Genomic DNA, 13,867 nt, shown 5'->3' with positions numbered 1-13,867 from the left:
AGTGGGCGACAAGAGAATTCTGCTGATCGGCACCTATGACACCAAAGACCCCGAGATGCGCTATATCGAAGAGTGCATCATCGCGCAGGGGGGCAAGGTGCTGACCATGGATGTCTCGGTTCTGGGCGATCCCGCCCGGCCCACCGACATCTCGAAACATGACGTGGCCGCTGCGGGCGGCATGACCATCGACGAGGTGATCGCCCAGGGGGATGAAAACAAGGCGTTCCGCGTGATGTCGCGCGGGGCGGCCTCGGTCGTGGCGCAGGCCTATGCCGAGGGCCGGTTCGACGCGCTGCTGGCCACCGGCGGCACCATGGGCACCGATCTGGCGCTGGACTGCGCGCAGGCGTTGCCGTTGGGGGTGCCGAAATACATCGTCTCGACGGTCAGCTTTTCACCGCTGATCCCGCCGCACCGTCTGGCCCCGGACATTCAGATGATCCTGTGGGCCGGGGGGCTTTATGGCATGAACTCGGTCTGCCGCTCATCGCTGAGCCAGGCGGCCGGTGCGGTTCTGGGCGCGGCGCGCGCGGTCGATGCGCCCCGGCGCGACCGGCCGATGATCGGGATGACCTCGCTGGGCTCGTCCTGCCTGCGTTATATGAAAACGCTGAAACCGGCGCTGGAAGAGCGCGGCTATGAGGTGGCGGTGTTCCATTCGACCGGCATGGGCGGCATGGCGTTCGAGAAACTGGCGGGCGAGGGCGCGTTCTGCTGCGTGATGGATTTCTGCATGCAGGAGTTTGCAAATATGCTGGCCGGTTCGCTGGTGTCGTCCGGGCAGGACCGGCTGACCAATGCCGGGCGCGCGGGCGTGCCCCAACTGGTCGCGCCGGGGGCGCTGGACCTGCTGGATTTCGCGGGCTGGCAGGACGTACCCGCGCAATACATCGACCGCCCCTTCCACGAACACAATCGCCTGATCAAAAGTGCGGTGTTCAACGCCGAAGAACGCCGGGCGGCCATTGGCGAAATGGCGAGCCGGCTGAAAACGGCAACCGGGCCGGTGCACTTCTTCCTGCCCACCGGGGGCATCGAGGAATGGGACCGCGAAGGGCAAGAGGCGCATGACCCGGAAGGTCTGGCCGCAACGGTTGACGCCGCGCACGAGATCATACCGACCGTTTCTCCGATGACCGTGGTCGACGCCCATATCAACGACGCCGAATTCAGCGAGGCCGTGCTGAAGGTTTTCGACGATTGGGTGGCAGAGAGGGTCGTTACAGGTGGTTCAGGCTGAGTGCCGTCATCCCCCGGCCCGGCACCTGCCGCAGTGTCTGAAACGGGCGCGCCCAGCTCCTCCTGAATGCGTTCACGCGTGTTGAGAAGGAAGGCGAGTGTGCGTTCGGTCTGACGGATTTTGGTCTCGATCACGTTCATTGCGATTCCGGGCGTGTAGGTGCCATCGAACGCGTCGCACATGGATCTGAGTTCACCCACTGACAGACCCGCTTCGCGTGCCTGAACAAAAAAATCCTGTTCAAGCAACAGATGTTCCGGATAGTCGCGATAGGTGTTTTTCTTGTCTTGCCCGGGAAGCGACTTGATCAGGCCAGCCCGTTCAAAAAAATCGAATCGCATCGCGGGTAAACCCGGTACTGTTTGAAAGTTCGCCGGTTCTTGGTCATACGGATTGTATTGCTCATGGTGTGTCCATGAAGTTGTTGCTCCCTAAATTGTTCCCATTCCAGCCCCAGCCGGCAAATAGGACAGAAAATCGCACTCGCGCAGCCGGTTAAGGAAACGCAACTTTCAGTTCATCGGTCCGGGCCACGCTCTGACAGGTCAGAATCTCTCCGTTCGCGGCCTGCTGATCATCCAGCGCCATTTGCGCCCGCATGTGCACGCTCCCTTCCTTCAACCGCGCACGGCAGCTACCGCAAACGCCTGACTGGCAACTGTAATCCGGGTGCAGCCCGGCAGCGAGGGTAGCTTCGAGCACGGTCTGACCGGCGGCGATGTCGACGGAATGGGTTTTGCCATCCAGCGTGACCGAGGCCGTAGCCGCGATACCTTCGACGCTGTTGTCCTGCTCGACCGCGCCGCCGAAGCTTTCATAGTGAATACGGTCCGAAGGCACGTCCATGCCCTGCAAGGCAGTCCGCACGGCCATGTTCATCCCGCCGGGGCCGCAGATCCAATAGTGCACATCCTGCGCAACCGGCGGGGTTTCCGCGATCGCTGCGGCAATCGCTTCGGCATCCACGCGCCCGGATCGCCAGGGGGAAAACCAGCTCCACATCGAGGGCGAAGACAACACATGCCGTACCGTGAACCGATCCGAATGTGCGGCGACCAGCGCGCCCAGTTCATCCTTGAAGATGATGCTGTACGCGCTTTTGTTGCCATAGACCAAATGCGCCACGGAATGCGGCTCGTGTGCCAGCACCGTATTGATCATCGAGAACAGCGGCGTGATGCCACTGCCGCCGCCCAGAAAATAATGCGTGCGCCGCTTAAACGCGCCCGGCTGCAATACGAAATGGCCGGACGGGGGGTTGGCCTCGACCCGGTCACCGGGTTTCAGATCGTCAGCGATATGGTTCGAGATCACACCGTCCCGGACCCGCTTCACCGTTATCCGCATCGGCGCGTCCGGCGGGTTGGAAATGGTGTAACAGCGGCGGTGTTCATGCCCGTCGATAATAAACCGCAGGGGCAGATGCTGTCCGGCCTGCCACTGGAACTGGTTCTCGTGACCGGAGGGTTTGTCAAATGTGACCGTCGTGGCGGCGCCGTCGATTTCCCGGCGCAGGTCGGCAACGGTCAGACTGGAGAATTCATGCGTCATATCAGTTTCCCAAGATCACCAAAGGCAGCACAATCCACAAGCCCGCGAATTCTGCCAGAATGGCACCCCAGATCCAGGCTGGGGGCACGTAGTCGGTCGTCCACGTGACCGCGTCGTCGCTGCAGAACCACGCAAGCAACCATGCGTCCCACAGACCCCAGCCGGCACCGGAGATGACAAGTCAGGCAAAGCTGCCCAGAAAACAGGTTTGTCGGTAAAAACAGAAACATGGTGTACTCATCGATAGTCGATTTCGGTGGTCAGCGACCGAATGACCGGGCGGTTTAGCTGGGTCACGATTTCGAACGTGTCGGTTTGTTTCATGCTGCCGCTGAAATTGTCCCAGACATAGTCGACGCGGGTGATGGCGATGACAGTCGTCGCCTCCTCACCCGGTTTCACAGTGATCTCGGGCTTGGATCTTGCGGTTTCGGTGTAGCCTTTGATGGCCTCGCGCACCTGCGGGTCCTCGGTCCAGTCCGGCAGGTTTGCCCAATCGGCCGCGCGGTAGCTGAAATCCCAGTCCGGCTGGCCCAGACCGATGCGGACCTTGATTTTATGTTCGGCTTCCGGATGCCAACTTTTCCATGTGGATGCCATATCCTCGACCGAGGCGGCCGCCAGAACGCGATTGGCCAGGTCTTCGGGGTTTTCAGATGGGGCGGCGATGGCCAGGGTGGCGGCCAGTACGATGCCGATGGCTGTTGCGGCGATGGGCTTCATAAGAATTCTCCGATATGTTGAAACGCAGCGTGGCAGGTCTGGCGGCATGGCAGGGGCAGGGGCCGCGTTATCCGCCTGACGCGCAACGCGGCTTAGGTGTCTGCGGCTTTCTGCAAGTCCATAAAGTTCAGAACCGCCTTTTGGTGGTTGGTGATCGGGCTTTCGCCTTTGGCGGCGGGACCGATTTCCAGATACGGGCTGTCCAGCGATTTCTGCTGCTGTTCGCAGGCATAGATATCCTCTTTGGTGAAATCGCCCGATGCCATGGGATCGTTTTCGTCAGTGGCATCGTAGCCTTCGTATTTCGCACCGCCGAAGGTCTTCCAGAAGCCCCAGCTGTTCCACTGCTGTTTCTGGAATTCCAATTCCGAGACATTGGCAAGTTTGGTGCGATTTTCGATCCGCGTCAGGTTCGGGGCCAGCGGGGTGATGACGAACAGGTTCCAGCTGTCTTCGCTGGCGCCCAGCCCGATGCCGGGGAACAGCATGGGCACCCAGGCGCCGGCATGCGGTTCGGGGATGACGCGGGGGCTGGGAAGGTTCTTTTCCAGGTTTTTGGCGTAGTCCGGTGATGGGGGCTCCCAGAAATGGTAGTGCGGTCCCTTCCAGCCATACTCTGCCTTGCCGTGATCATACATGTGCAGCGTGTTGGAGTGCAAATGGCTCAGGTGATAGACGTCGATGTAGTTTTCGACGACGATCTTCCAGTTCGCCTTAATCTCGTAGGAATTGCGCGCATCCGCGTATTCCACCAGTTCCTCGGGCTTGTGCGGGCCCAGATGCGGGTCGACCTCGCCAAACCAGGCTGCAAGCGACGGCGCATCCAGTTCGGGATGGACAAACAGCATGCCGCGCCAGATATCGACGCTGGCCGGTTTCAGACCCAGACAGATCTTGTCGACGCCATTGGGGTATTCGTTGGCTTCATCGGGCACCGAAATCAGGTTGCCCTCAAGGTCATAGGTCCAGTCGTGATATGGGCAGGTCAGCGCCTTTTGGGTCTTGCCGACCGCGCGGATCAGCTGGGTGCCGCGATGGCGGCAGATATTGTGAAAAGCGCGCAGGCGCCGGTCGCGGCCCATGACGATGAACAGATTGTTCAGCCCGGCCTGAACCGAGATATAGTGCCCCGGTTCGGGCACATCCTCGGCCAGCCCTGCAAAGCGCCAGGTGCGCGAGAATATCAGTTTCTGTTCGCGATCAAACCAGTCTTGCGATGTATAGGCCTCGACCGGCAGGTTATGGTACATTCGAGTCATGCTTTGTCTCCTCAGACAAGCCAGGTTGCGAATTGGGGGAAAATGCTGACGGCGATCATGCTGACGCCGAACAACGCCCAGAGAAGGGCCACCAGCCAGAACAGGATCGGGTCCTCGGCTCGTTCGATTTCAGCCACCAGAAATACGCGTCCGGATTGCATTGATGGTACGATCCACCACAGAAACACCATGCCCCAGATCCAGTACAGTCCCAGGAGCGAGGCCATGTGCAGTACAGGAAAGGCAATGTAGTTGATGGTGCGGGCCCGGGTCATTCGGTGGTCTCCAAAGAGCTGACCAGCAGGGTGGCCGAAAGTTTCAGTTCGGCGTGCCAGCTTGCAGGCGGCGAAAGTTGCGATATCGCATCAAGCCCCTGAAACGACGCCGAAATGCCCTGGGCAACGGCGGGGGCCCGGTTCGGGTCGGCCCGGGGTGACAGACGTTGCAGCGTGGCCTTGAATACGCCGACAAATCGCGACAGGCTGGACAGCAGGTTTGCTGTCAGGCCGGGGTAGTCGCTGGCCGACGCGGACAGAGCCTGCCAGGCCAGCATCAGTCGCGAGTCGATCTGCTGATCCTTGTCGAACAGGATATCGATAAGCTCGCCCGTCGTTTCCGTGTTTGACATGACAAGCTCAAGCTGCGCGGTCAGGGCGTCGAAGGACCCGGCCACATGACCGTTCAGGGCGGTTATCATCTGGTCGCGATTGCCCAGATAGTGCCGCAGCAAAGGCCGTTTGACCCCTGCTTCGGCAGCAATCCGTTCCTTCGTCGCGCCCTCTGATCCGTAGCGGGCAACGCAGGTCATGTAGGCACCCAGAATCTCTTGGGTGTGTTGTCTTTTGAGGCTCGGGCGCGACATCACGTTTCCATTGTTGTCAATAATGACAAATAACCAGTTTGCGTATATTGTCAATAATGAAAAACAACTTTTTTGCCGATTACCCGATTGATGGTTGCATCAGAAAAAACAGGGCGAAACAGCCATTTACGTTGTGGCGCGCCTGTTGAAGCGTTATGAATTATAATGGCTTGATCACCGCCACGGGGATGGGTTTTGACCCCGGTATTCAGGCGACAAGCAGGAACACAGCACAGGAGCCGGTTATGATTGACGACCCCGTTCTTGCCTCAAAGGACGTGATGCTGCGCCACGTCAGTGCATTGAACTCACGAGACCTCGCCGCGATCGCCGAAACGCTTCGATTTCCGCACTTCCGACTGTCGGGCGAGAACGTGAAAACCTGGAAAACGCCAGACAGCTATCTCAGTGATTTTCATGCGAGCGTAGTCTGACCAGCGTCGCGCCGAACCAGTCGCGCCGGGACCCGGCTCTGCACGGCCGCCAAAAGGGGATACAGAGCAAAGATGCTGAACGCCTATGTCTATGACGGCATCCGCAGCCCGTTCGGGCGTCACGGCGGAGCGCTGGCATCGGTCCGCCCGGACGATCTGGCGGCGCAGGTGATTGAGGCCCTGATGGCGCGCAGTCCGTTCGACGCCGAAAACATTGAGGACGTGGTACTGGGCAATGTCTGCCAGTCCGGCGAAGACAGCCGCAACGTGGCCCGCTACGCGGCGTTGCTGGCGGGGCTTCCGGTCTCGGTCGCAGGCCAGACCGTGAACCGCCTGTGCGGTTCGAGCATGGCGGCGGCACTGGACGCGGCGCGGTCCGTGACGGTGGGTGAAGCGCCTTTGTACATCGCAGGCGGGGTGGAAAGCATGACCCGCGCGCCCTTTATCGTCGGCAAATCGGAAATCCCGTTTGCGCGCAATGCGCAGATCTTCGACAGTGCCATCGGGGCGCGCTTCCCCAACCCGCGCATTGCCGAGACACATGGCGAGTTTCCGATGCCGCAAACCGCCGACGCTCTGGCCCGGGACTATGAGATCACGCGCGAGGCTTCGGATCAGTTCGCATTTGCCTCGCAACAGCGCTACGAGGCCGCGCGCGCGCGGGGTTTCTTTGACGCCGAAATTACGCCGATCACCTTCGCGGGGCGCAAGGGGGCATCCCATACGGTCACGGCAGATGAACATCCCCGTCCAGATGTCCGGCTGGACAAGATGGCGGCATTGCGGACCCTTTTCCCCGAAGGTGTCACCACTGCCGCAAACGCGTCGGGGGTGAATGACGGGGCGGCGATGCTGATGATCGGCACCGGAACGGATCGGGCTGCCCCTCGTGCCCGGATCGTGTCCGGCGCAGTTGCAGGCGTGCCGCCCCGCATTATGGGAATAGGCCCCGCCTATGCAGTGCCCAAGGCGCTGGAACGTGCCGGGTTGTCGATGGCGGATATGGACCTGATTGAAATCAACGAGGCCTTTGCCGCGCAGGTGCTGGCCTGCTGCAAACATCTGGAGCTTGACCCCAATGACAGCCGGATCAACCCCAATGGGGGTGCCATCGCCCTGGGCCATCCGCTGGGCGCATCCGGCGCACGGATCATATTGACGGCCCTGCGCCATCTTGAGAAAACCAACGGGCGGTATGCCTGCCTGTCGATGTGTATCGGTGTCGGGCAAGGGATCGCCATGATCATGGAGCGTGTGAAATGAATGGAATCGCGCCCGTTAAACGCGTCATTGGTTACAAGGGGAAGGTCCGTGTTAAGGCAGACGGCAGTGGAGTTGATTTCGGAACACAGGGCCGGGCAGTTGCAAATCAAACAGGATGTCCTGGACGGCCCGTCAAACGCGTCCGCCGCATTGATCCGGATGCTCAAAGGTTAGAACTTCGGTAAGTAACTGGTGCGGGTACGATCGCCGCGCCAGCCGAACAAGGGGAACTCAAAATGCGCGGCAAGACGGTCGCAATGGCCCGCGAGGTTTCAAAAGATTGGATCGACTATAACGGACATATGGGCGATTGGGCGTATATCTATGCCTTTGGCGAAGCGATCGACAAGGATATGGAGAGCTTTGGGCTGGATCACCCGTATCGCGAACGGACTGGGTGCACCATGTATACGATGTCATCCCTGATCCAATACCGGCGTGAGATAAAGCTGGGCGATCCGATCACGATCACCAGCTACTTCGCTGATCTGGACCGCAAGCGTGTGCATTTCGGGCTCGAGATGTTCGACGCGCAGGACCAGCTTGTCGCAATGTACGAGGCACTGGTGATGCATGTCCGGCAAACCCCCGACAGCGTTACCGCCGCTGATTTCCCCGAGGACATGTTTTCCGAACTCGAGGCGCGCTTTGCTCGCGACCAGACCCTGCCCAAACCGGCACTGCTGGGTGCCGGGGTCGGCATCCGGCGCAAGGACTGAACCTATTCGGGCGCGGCTTCGGCACAAAAGCTGTCGACGGTGACGGCCAAATACTCGGCAATCAGCCGTGCCGCCTCGGCACCGTCGTTTTTGCGGCAGGCGGCCAGTATGTCCCGATGGCTGTCCAGCGTATCCTTCATCCCGCCGTGCGGCAGGGCAAAGACTGCGCGGGTATAGCGTTCGGCGGTGTAGCGCAGGGTCATCAGCTTTTCATGCAACCGGACCCGCCCCGAGACGGAATAGATGATCTCGTGAAACCTGCGGTCACAGGCGATGAAGGCAAGGATATCGTTTGCAGAGATCGCCGCCTCCATCTCGGTCAGGCAGCGGGCCAGTTCATTGCACTGGACCGGCGTCATGTTTTCGGCCCCCAGCCGGTGGGCCAACTGTTCGAGCCCGACACGGGCCAGGTAAATCTCTTCGTATTCCTCGGCAGACAGCTCGGTCACGCGCGCGCCGCGATAGGCGTCGCGTTGCAGCAGCCCCTCGGCGGCAAGCTGCTCGAACGCCTCGCGCACCGGGGTCATGCTGACCCCCATGCCTTCGCTGACGTCCTTGAGGTTCAGTTTCTGCCCGGGTCCCAGATCGCCTGATGCAATCTGTTCGCGCAGCCGATTGGTGACTTCCAGCTTGGCGGTGGTGCGTTTGATCTGTCCTGATTTCATGGTGCCTGTCATTTTTCGTCCGGGGCGTCGCCAGTCAACGGGTCTCATGGCATGTGTCAATTGACGGGGATAAAAGGGTTTTTTTGTCACGGAGATGCATTGGAGTGGGTTTCGGATCACTCTATGGTTATAAAATATAATATCAAAAACCAAGATGGAACAACACATTAGGATGCATCTCAGCCAAGCACTGTCCAACTATCCGAATTCCGGACTTTTTATTGGAGGCCAAACCGTTGCAGCGACCGATACCAACGTCTTGAAGCTTTGAATCCGGCAAAAGGGCCAAGCCTTGGGGCCTTTCTGATCGCCACGCGGGCCGATCTGGATACCGCGCTAAAGAGTGCGGAACAGGCTTCGCGTCCTGGAGCGCACCGCCCCCCGACAAGCGCAGCCATTTTCAGTCGAAAACCGCCGATCTGCCGGCCGCGCTGGTGACGCTGGATTTTGGCAAGCCATTGCGCGAATCCCTGGCCGAGGCGGAACTGTTGGTCGAGATGTTCCGCTGGGCGGCCGGCGAGGCGCAGCGCCTGTACGGGCTACAGATCCCCTCGCGGCAGCGCAATAGCTGGCATCTGACCTATCTCGAACCCGTCAGGCCTGTGGCCGCGTTTTCATCCTGGAACCTTACCGCTGAACACTCCGGCACGCAAACTGTCGGGCACGCTGGCCGCCGGGTGCAGCGTGAACCTTAGATCCGCCGAGGAAACGCCCTCGGGCCCGGTCGAAACGGCCCGCATTCTGGTCGAAGCTGATGTGCCGCCTGAGGCGTTTTCAATTGTGTTTGGCGATCCGCAGTTGAATTCCGATACGCTGCTGCAATCGCCCGTCATTCAGGCCGTGTCGTTCACCGGCTCTACCGGGATCGAGCGTCAATTGTCGGCGCGGAGTAAATGAAGCCGTATGTGCCGGCCTGGCATGACCGCTTTGCCAACCCGCTGTTCAATGGGCACGACCCATTCGGCTTTCCTTTCTCAGGAGCGCATGTTTGCGCCGTTGGCGTCGTAAGCGGGGGAACCCAGCACTTCCGCGTCGTAGAACTCGCCCAGGATTTCCACCTGCAGCTTGGTTCCCGGTGCCGCGCTGTGCGAGGCGACATAGCCCATCGCCATCGACTTGCCGACGCGGTGGCCATAGCCACCGGACGAGACGTAGCCGACTGCTTGGCCGTCTTTCAAGATCGCCTCGTCGTTCGTAACATCGATGCCGTCCACGTCGATGGTCATGGTGACGAGCTTGCGGGTAACACCGTCTGCCTTGAACTTCTCGGTCGCTTCCTTTCCGACAAAGTCGTTCTTCCAGTTGATGAAGGCATCCATGCCGGATTCGACCGCGTTGAAATCGGGGCGGAAATCGGTGGTCCAGACGCCCCAACCCTTTTCCAGTCGCAGCGACAGCAGGGCACGTGCACCATACCAGCGATAACCCAGATCGGCACCGGCCTCTTCAATCGCCTCGGCCAGACGCAGCAGGTATATCGGCTTGCAGTAGACCTCAAAGCCCAGCTCGCCCGAGAACGAGATGCGGTTCAGGATCACCGGCACGCCGCCCACGAAGGTCTGGCGCAGATCGCGGAATTTCAACGCATCGGCGCTGACATCGTCGCGGGTAATGCGGGCTAGCAGCTCGCGCGATTTGGGGCCCGACAGGGCGATCCCGTGCCAGTCGTCCGAGACGTTGGCATAGCTCACATCCGCAGGCAGGTCCTTTTCGAACCAGCGGCTGTGGGCGTCCTGCATCGCGCCCGAACCGAACAGCATGAAGTGATCATCTGCCAGACAGGCTACCGTCAGGTCGCCATACAGGCGACCCTTTTCGGTCAGCATCGGGGTCAGCGCCAGACGTCCCGGTTCCGGGATGTGGCCGGCCAGAGTGCGGTTCAGATAGTCCCTTGCACCGGTGCCCTTGAATGCGTGCTTGGCAAAGTTGGCGATCTCGATGCCGCCCACGGCCTCTTGCACGGCTTTCACCTCGCGCGCGACATAGTCGTGGCTGCGGTTGCGCTCGAAGGTCGGGGTTTCATTTGCGTCTTCGGCATTGTTGGCAAACCACAACGCGTTTTCCAGACCAAAGCCCTGACCCATCACGGCCCCCTTGGCGATCAGACGATCATAAAGCGCGGTGGTCTTCTGCATCCGGCCCCTTGGCAGGGTTTCGTTCGGGAAAGTCATGACAAAGCGGCGCTCGTAGTTTTCCGAGGATTTGATGGTGCCCCAGTCCGGTGTCGCGAACTCGCCGAACCGTGCCACGTCCATCGCCCAGACATCGATCGAAGGCTCGCCGTCGATCATCCACTCGGCCATGGTCAGACCGACGCCGCCGCCCTGACAGAAACCCGCCATGACGCCCACGGCGACCCAATAGTTCTTCATGCCCGGAACCGGACCGATCATCGGATTGCCATCGGGACCGAATGTGAACGGGCCGTTGATAGTGTCCTTGATGCCGGACTCGCCAATGGCGGGTATGCGCTCGAACGACATTTCCAGACGATCGGCGATGCGGTCCAGATCGGGCTGCAGCAGCTCGTGGCCGAAATCCCAGGGCGTGCCGTTCACTTTCCACGGGGTCGATTTTGGCTCATATGTGCCCAGCAGCATGCCGTGGCGTTCCTGACGGAAATAGATGTTGGCCTCATAATCGATGCCCGCGGGCAGACGACCGGCTTCGCCCATGCTCTCCATGCGGTCCCTGATCAGCGGGATCGTATCGGTGATCAGATAGTGGTGCTCCATCGGTTGCACCGGAAGGTGGATGCCCGACATCTGGCCCACTTCGCGCGCCCACAGGCCACCGCAGTTCACCACCTGCTCGGCGTTGATGACGCCTTTGGAGGTGGTCAGGTCCCAGCTGCCGTCGGGGCGCTGGCTCATCGCGGTCACGCCGCAATGGGTAAAATATTGCGCGCCGTGGTGGCGGGCGGATTTGGCGAATGCATAGGTCGCGCCCGAGGGGTCCACATCGCCGTCCTGCTCATCCCAGAGCGCCGCGTGATAGTGTTTGGAGTCGATCAGCGGGTGACGCTCGGCCAGTTCCTGCGGGCTGATGAATTCCTGATGCAGACCCATATAGCGCGCCTTCGAACGTTCGCGCTTGAGGTAGTCGTACCACTCCTTGGTCGAGGCCGCGTAGAAACCGCCGGTGATGTGCATGCTCACGGAATGGCCCGAGGTCTCCTCGATCTCCTTATACAGATCAATGGTATAGCTCTGCAGGCGCGAGATATTGGGGTCCGAGCTGATCGTGTGGATCTGACCCGCCGCGTGCCAGCTTGAGCCGGAGGTCAATTCGTCACGCTCCAGCAGCACGACGTCTTTCCAGCCGAACTTGGCCAGGTGGAACAGGATCGAACAGCCCACAACACCGCCGCCGATGACGACGACCTTGGCGTGGGAGGGAGGCTTTTTGCCACCTGTGCTTTCTTCTTTTTGAATCTCGGGCATGAGAGGGTCCTGTGTCTTTTGTGGGGTTAGGGGAAGGGGGCTGTCTGCCCCCACTTGAGCCTGCGGCTCAATTCACCCCCCGATGATATTTACTGCCAGATGAAGCGATCCCGGTTTTAGTACCAGGCGTCCGGGATTTCTTCTTTGCGTTTGGTGACGTAAGCGGCCAGTTCTTCCTTCTTGGCCTCGTCCATCGCGGGGGGCTGATATTCGTTCAGCATCTGATTCCAGCGCTCATAGGCGCGGCGGCGCATGTCCTTGGAGCCGCCTTCCTCCCAGCTTTCGACATTCTCGCTGTCGCTGAGCTTCGGCTCATAGAAAGCAGTCTGATAGTTGCGCACGGTGTGACCACAGCCCAGGAAATGGCCCCCTGCCTCGACCTCGTCATAGGCATCGCGGGCAAAGGCGTCTTCGCTGGTGCCCAGACCCTGGCTGAGCACCTTCTGGTACGAGCCCAGACGGTCCGCATCCATGATCAGCTTCTCGAAACCAGTGCACAGGCCGCCTTCAAGCCAGCCCGCTGAGTGCAGAACGAAGTTGGCCCCCGCCAGCATGGTCGAATGCATCGAGTCCGCAGATTCATAAGCCGCCTGCGCGTCTTCGATCTTGGACGCGGTCAGCGAGCCGCCGCAGCGCAGCGGCAGACCGGCGCGGCGCGCCAGTTGGCCGATGGCGTAATTCGAGATCACAGGCTCGGGCATCCCAAATGTCGGCGCGCCGGACTTCAGCGACATGGATGACAGGAAATTGCCCAGAACAAACGGCGCGCCGGGGCGCAGCAGTTGCACATAGGCGCAGACCATCATCGCCTCGGCCATGGCTTGCGCGACGCTGGCGGCGGTGCTGACCGGACCCATCGCGCCCGACAGGATGAACGGCACAACAATCATGCCCTGGCCACGCGTCGAATAGACCCGCGCGGCTTCGGTGACCACCCGGTCCACAAGCAGCGGAGAGTTCGTGTTCACATTGCCCATGATGACGCAGTTGTCTGCCATGACATCCGCGCCAAAGACGATCTCGGCCATGTCGACACTGTCCTGCGCACGGCTCATCTCGGTGATCGCGCCCAGATGCGGTTTGTCGCTGAGGGTCATATGGGCGAACATCATGTCCAGATGCCGCTTGCTGACCGGAACGTCGCAGGGCTCACAGGTCACGAAGCCGCCGTGATGTAGGTTGGGGTGCATGTAGGTCAGTTTGACCAGTTTCCGGAACGACTCGATGTCGCCATACCGGCGCCCGCCTTCCAGATCGCGCACGAAAGGCGCGCCATAGACCGGGGCAAAGACCTGATTGCCGTCACCGATGACCACCGAACGGTCGGGATTGCGGGCGACCTGCCTGAAGCTTTTGGGTGCCTTGGCGCACAGGCTGCGAATCCACTGGGCGTCTGCGCGCACGATGTCGCCTTCGATCCGCGCGCCTTCGCGGCGCCACAGGTCCAGCGCTTTGGGGTCGTCGCGAAAGGCTAGGCCCACATCTTCAAAAATCCAGTCAACCTGAGCTTCAAGGCGGGAGAGATCCTCTTCATTCAGGGGGTCAAAGAACGCCAGACGGCGCTGGATATAGGGGGATGCCGGGACCGAACCGGCCCCGGAAGCACGGGAACGGGATTGACGTGCGCGCCGAGCCATAATGAGCACTCCATTTTTTTGCGGCATACTATCTGCAAGGGAAACGCCTGTGACGCTTGAAAATTTGA

General features: G+C 60.4%; 13 protein-coding genes and 2 pseudogenes. 7 read left to right on the top strand and 8 right to left on the bottom strand.

The window, feature by feature from the left end; translation table 11 throughout:
• The first annotated feature begins 1 nt into the window (after nucleotide 1).
• Nucleotides 2–1,243 (top strand): Tm-1-like ATP-binding domain-containing protein, encoded by a 1,242-nt coding sequence (locus tag ACR0K1_RS02075; RefSeq protein ID WP_480848500.1) that lies wholly within the window; start codon nucleotides 2–4, stop codon nucleotides 1,241–1,243.
• Between the two features lie 495 nt (nucleotides 1,244–1,738).
• Here ACR0K1_RS02075 and ACR0K1_RS02070 read toward each other — a convergent pair whose 3' ends face one another.
• From ACR0K1_RS02070 to ACR0K1_RS02050, 5 genes are all read right to left on the bottom strand, one after another.
• Nucleotides 1,739–2,794 carry a 2Fe-2S iron-sulfur cluster-binding protein gene (locus tag ACR0K1_RS02070; protein ID WP_480848498.1) on the bottom strand — a complete coding sequence of 352 codons (1,056 nt, stop codon included), beginning with the start codon at nucleotides 2,792–2,794 and terminating at the stop codon, nucleotides 1,739–1,741.
• A 237-nt stretch (nucleotides 2,795–3,031) separates the two neighbouring features.
• Nucleotides 3,032–3,517, bottom strand: a complete 486-nt coding sequence (locus tag ACR0K1_RS02065) for a hypothetical protein (RefSeq protein WP_480848495.1) — start codon at nucleotides 3,515–3,517, stop codon at nucleotides 3,032–3,034.
• Between the two features lie 92 nt (nucleotides 3,518–3,609).
• Nucleotides 3,610–4,776: an aromatic ring-hydroxylating oxygenase subunit alpha gene (locus ACR0K1_RS02060; protein WP_480848493.1), complete on the bottom strand. Its 1,167-nt coding sequence runs from the start codon at nucleotides 4,774–4,776 to the stop codon at nucleotides 3,610–3,612.
• 11 nt (nucleotides 4,777–4,787) lie between these two features.
• Nucleotides 4,788–5,051, bottom strand: coding sequence for a hypothetical protein (locus tag ACR0K1_RS02055; RefSeq protein ID WP_480848491.1), 264 nt, complete (start codon nucleotides 5,049–5,051; stop codon nucleotides 4,788–4,790).
• Nucleotides 5,048–5,638: a TetR/AcrR family transcriptional regulator gene (locus ACR0K1_RS02050; RefSeq protein ID WP_480848489.1), complete on the bottom strand. Its 591-nt coding sequence runs from the start codon at nucleotides 5,636–5,638 to the stop codon at nucleotides 5,048–5,050. The genes ACR0K1_RS02055 and ACR0K1_RS02050 overlap by 4 nt, the downstream gene beginning before the upstream one ends.
• A gap of 245 nt (nucleotides 5,639–5,883) precedes the next feature.
• Here ACR0K1_RS02050 and ACR0K1_RS02045 point away from each other — a divergent pair, with 245 nt between their 5' ends.
• From ACR0K1_RS02045 to ACR0K1_RS02030, 4 genes and pseudogenes are all read left to right on the top strand, one after another.
• A complete protein-coding gene (locus ACR0K1_RS02045; protein ID WP_480848487.1) occupies nucleotides 5,884–6,072 on the top strand; it encodes a hypothetical protein in 189 nt (62 codons plus the stop codon).
• A 72-nt stretch (nucleotides 6,073–6,144) separates the two neighbouring features.
• The gene (locus ACR0K1_RS02040; protein ID WP_480848485.1) at nucleotides 6,145–7,335 is read left to right on the top strand and encodes an acetyl-CoA C-acyltransferase; all 1,191 of its coding nucleotides are present in this window, start codon (nucleotides 6,145–6,147) and stop codon (nucleotides 7,333–7,335) included.
• A pseudogene (locus ACR0K1_RS02035) lies at nucleotides 7,332–7,412 on the top strand (electron transfer flavoprotein subunit beta/FixA family protein); the annotation flags it as partial. The gene ACR0K1_RS02040 and the pseudogene ACR0K1_RS02035, both read left to right, overlap by 4 nt.
• A gap of 159 nt (nucleotides 7,413–7,571) precedes the next feature.
• Nucleotides 7,572–8,054 carry a thioesterase family protein gene (locus ACR0K1_RS02030; RefSeq protein WP_480611355.1) on the top strand — a complete coding sequence of 161 codons (483 nt, stop codon included), beginning with the start codon at nucleotides 7,572–7,574 and terminating at the stop codon, nucleotides 8,052–8,054.
• A gap of 2 nt (nucleotides 8,055–8,056) precedes the next feature.
• On the opposite strand, the gene ACR0K1_RS02025 is transcribed toward ACR0K1_RS02030, so the two are convergent.
• Nucleotides 8,057–8,731: a GntR family transcriptional regulator gene (locus tag ACR0K1_RS02025; RefSeq protein WP_480848482.1), complete on the bottom strand. Its 675-nt coding sequence runs from the start codon at nucleotides 8,729–8,731 to the stop codon at nucleotides 8,057–8,059.
• Nucleotides 8,732–9,084: 353 nt separating this feature from the next.
• On the opposite strand from ACR0K1_RS02025, the pseudogene ACR0K1_RS02020 reads away from it, so the two are divergent.
• Both ACR0K1_RS02020 and ACR0K1_RS02015 read left to right on the top strand, forming a co-directional pair.
• Nucleotides 9,085–9,414 (top strand): annotated as a pseudogene (locus tag ACR0K1_RS02020) (aldehyde dehydrogenase family protein); the annotation flags it as partial.
• Entirely contained in the window at nucleotides 9,404–9,616 is a 213-nt protein-coding gene (locus ACR0K1_RS02015) for an aldehyde dehydrogenase family protein (RefSeq protein ID WP_480848480.1), read from the top strand. The pseudogene ACR0K1_RS02020 and the gene ACR0K1_RS02015, both read left to right, overlap by 11 nt.
• A 77-nt stretch (nucleotides 9,617–9,693) precedes the next feature.
• Here the strand turns inward: ACR0K1_RS02015 and ACR0K1_RS02010 are convergent, their stop codons facing one another.
• Together ACR0K1_RS02010 and ACR0K1_RS02005 are read right to left on the bottom strand one after the other, a co-directional pair.
• Nucleotides 9,694–12,162: a GcvT family protein gene (locus tag ACR0K1_RS02010; RefSeq protein WP_480848478.1), complete on the bottom strand. Its 2,469-nt coding sequence runs from the start codon at nucleotides 12,160–12,162 to the stop codon at nucleotides 9,694–9,696.
• 116 nt (nucleotides 12,163–12,278) lie between these two features.
• The gene (locus ACR0K1_RS02005) at nucleotides 12,279–13,799 is read right to left on the bottom strand and encodes a trimethylamine methyltransferase family protein (protein WP_480848476.1); all 1,521 of its coding nucleotides are present in this window, start codon (nucleotides 13,797–13,799) and stop codon (nucleotides 12,279–12,281) included.
• Nucleotides 13,800–13,867 lie beyond the last annotated feature (68 nt).

The sequence above is a fragment of the Ruegeria sp. F5 genome, assembly GCF_056533845.1.
The sequence above is the reverse complement of the archived record's forward strand: the minus strand, read 5'-3'. Positions and strand labels throughout refer to the sequence as shown.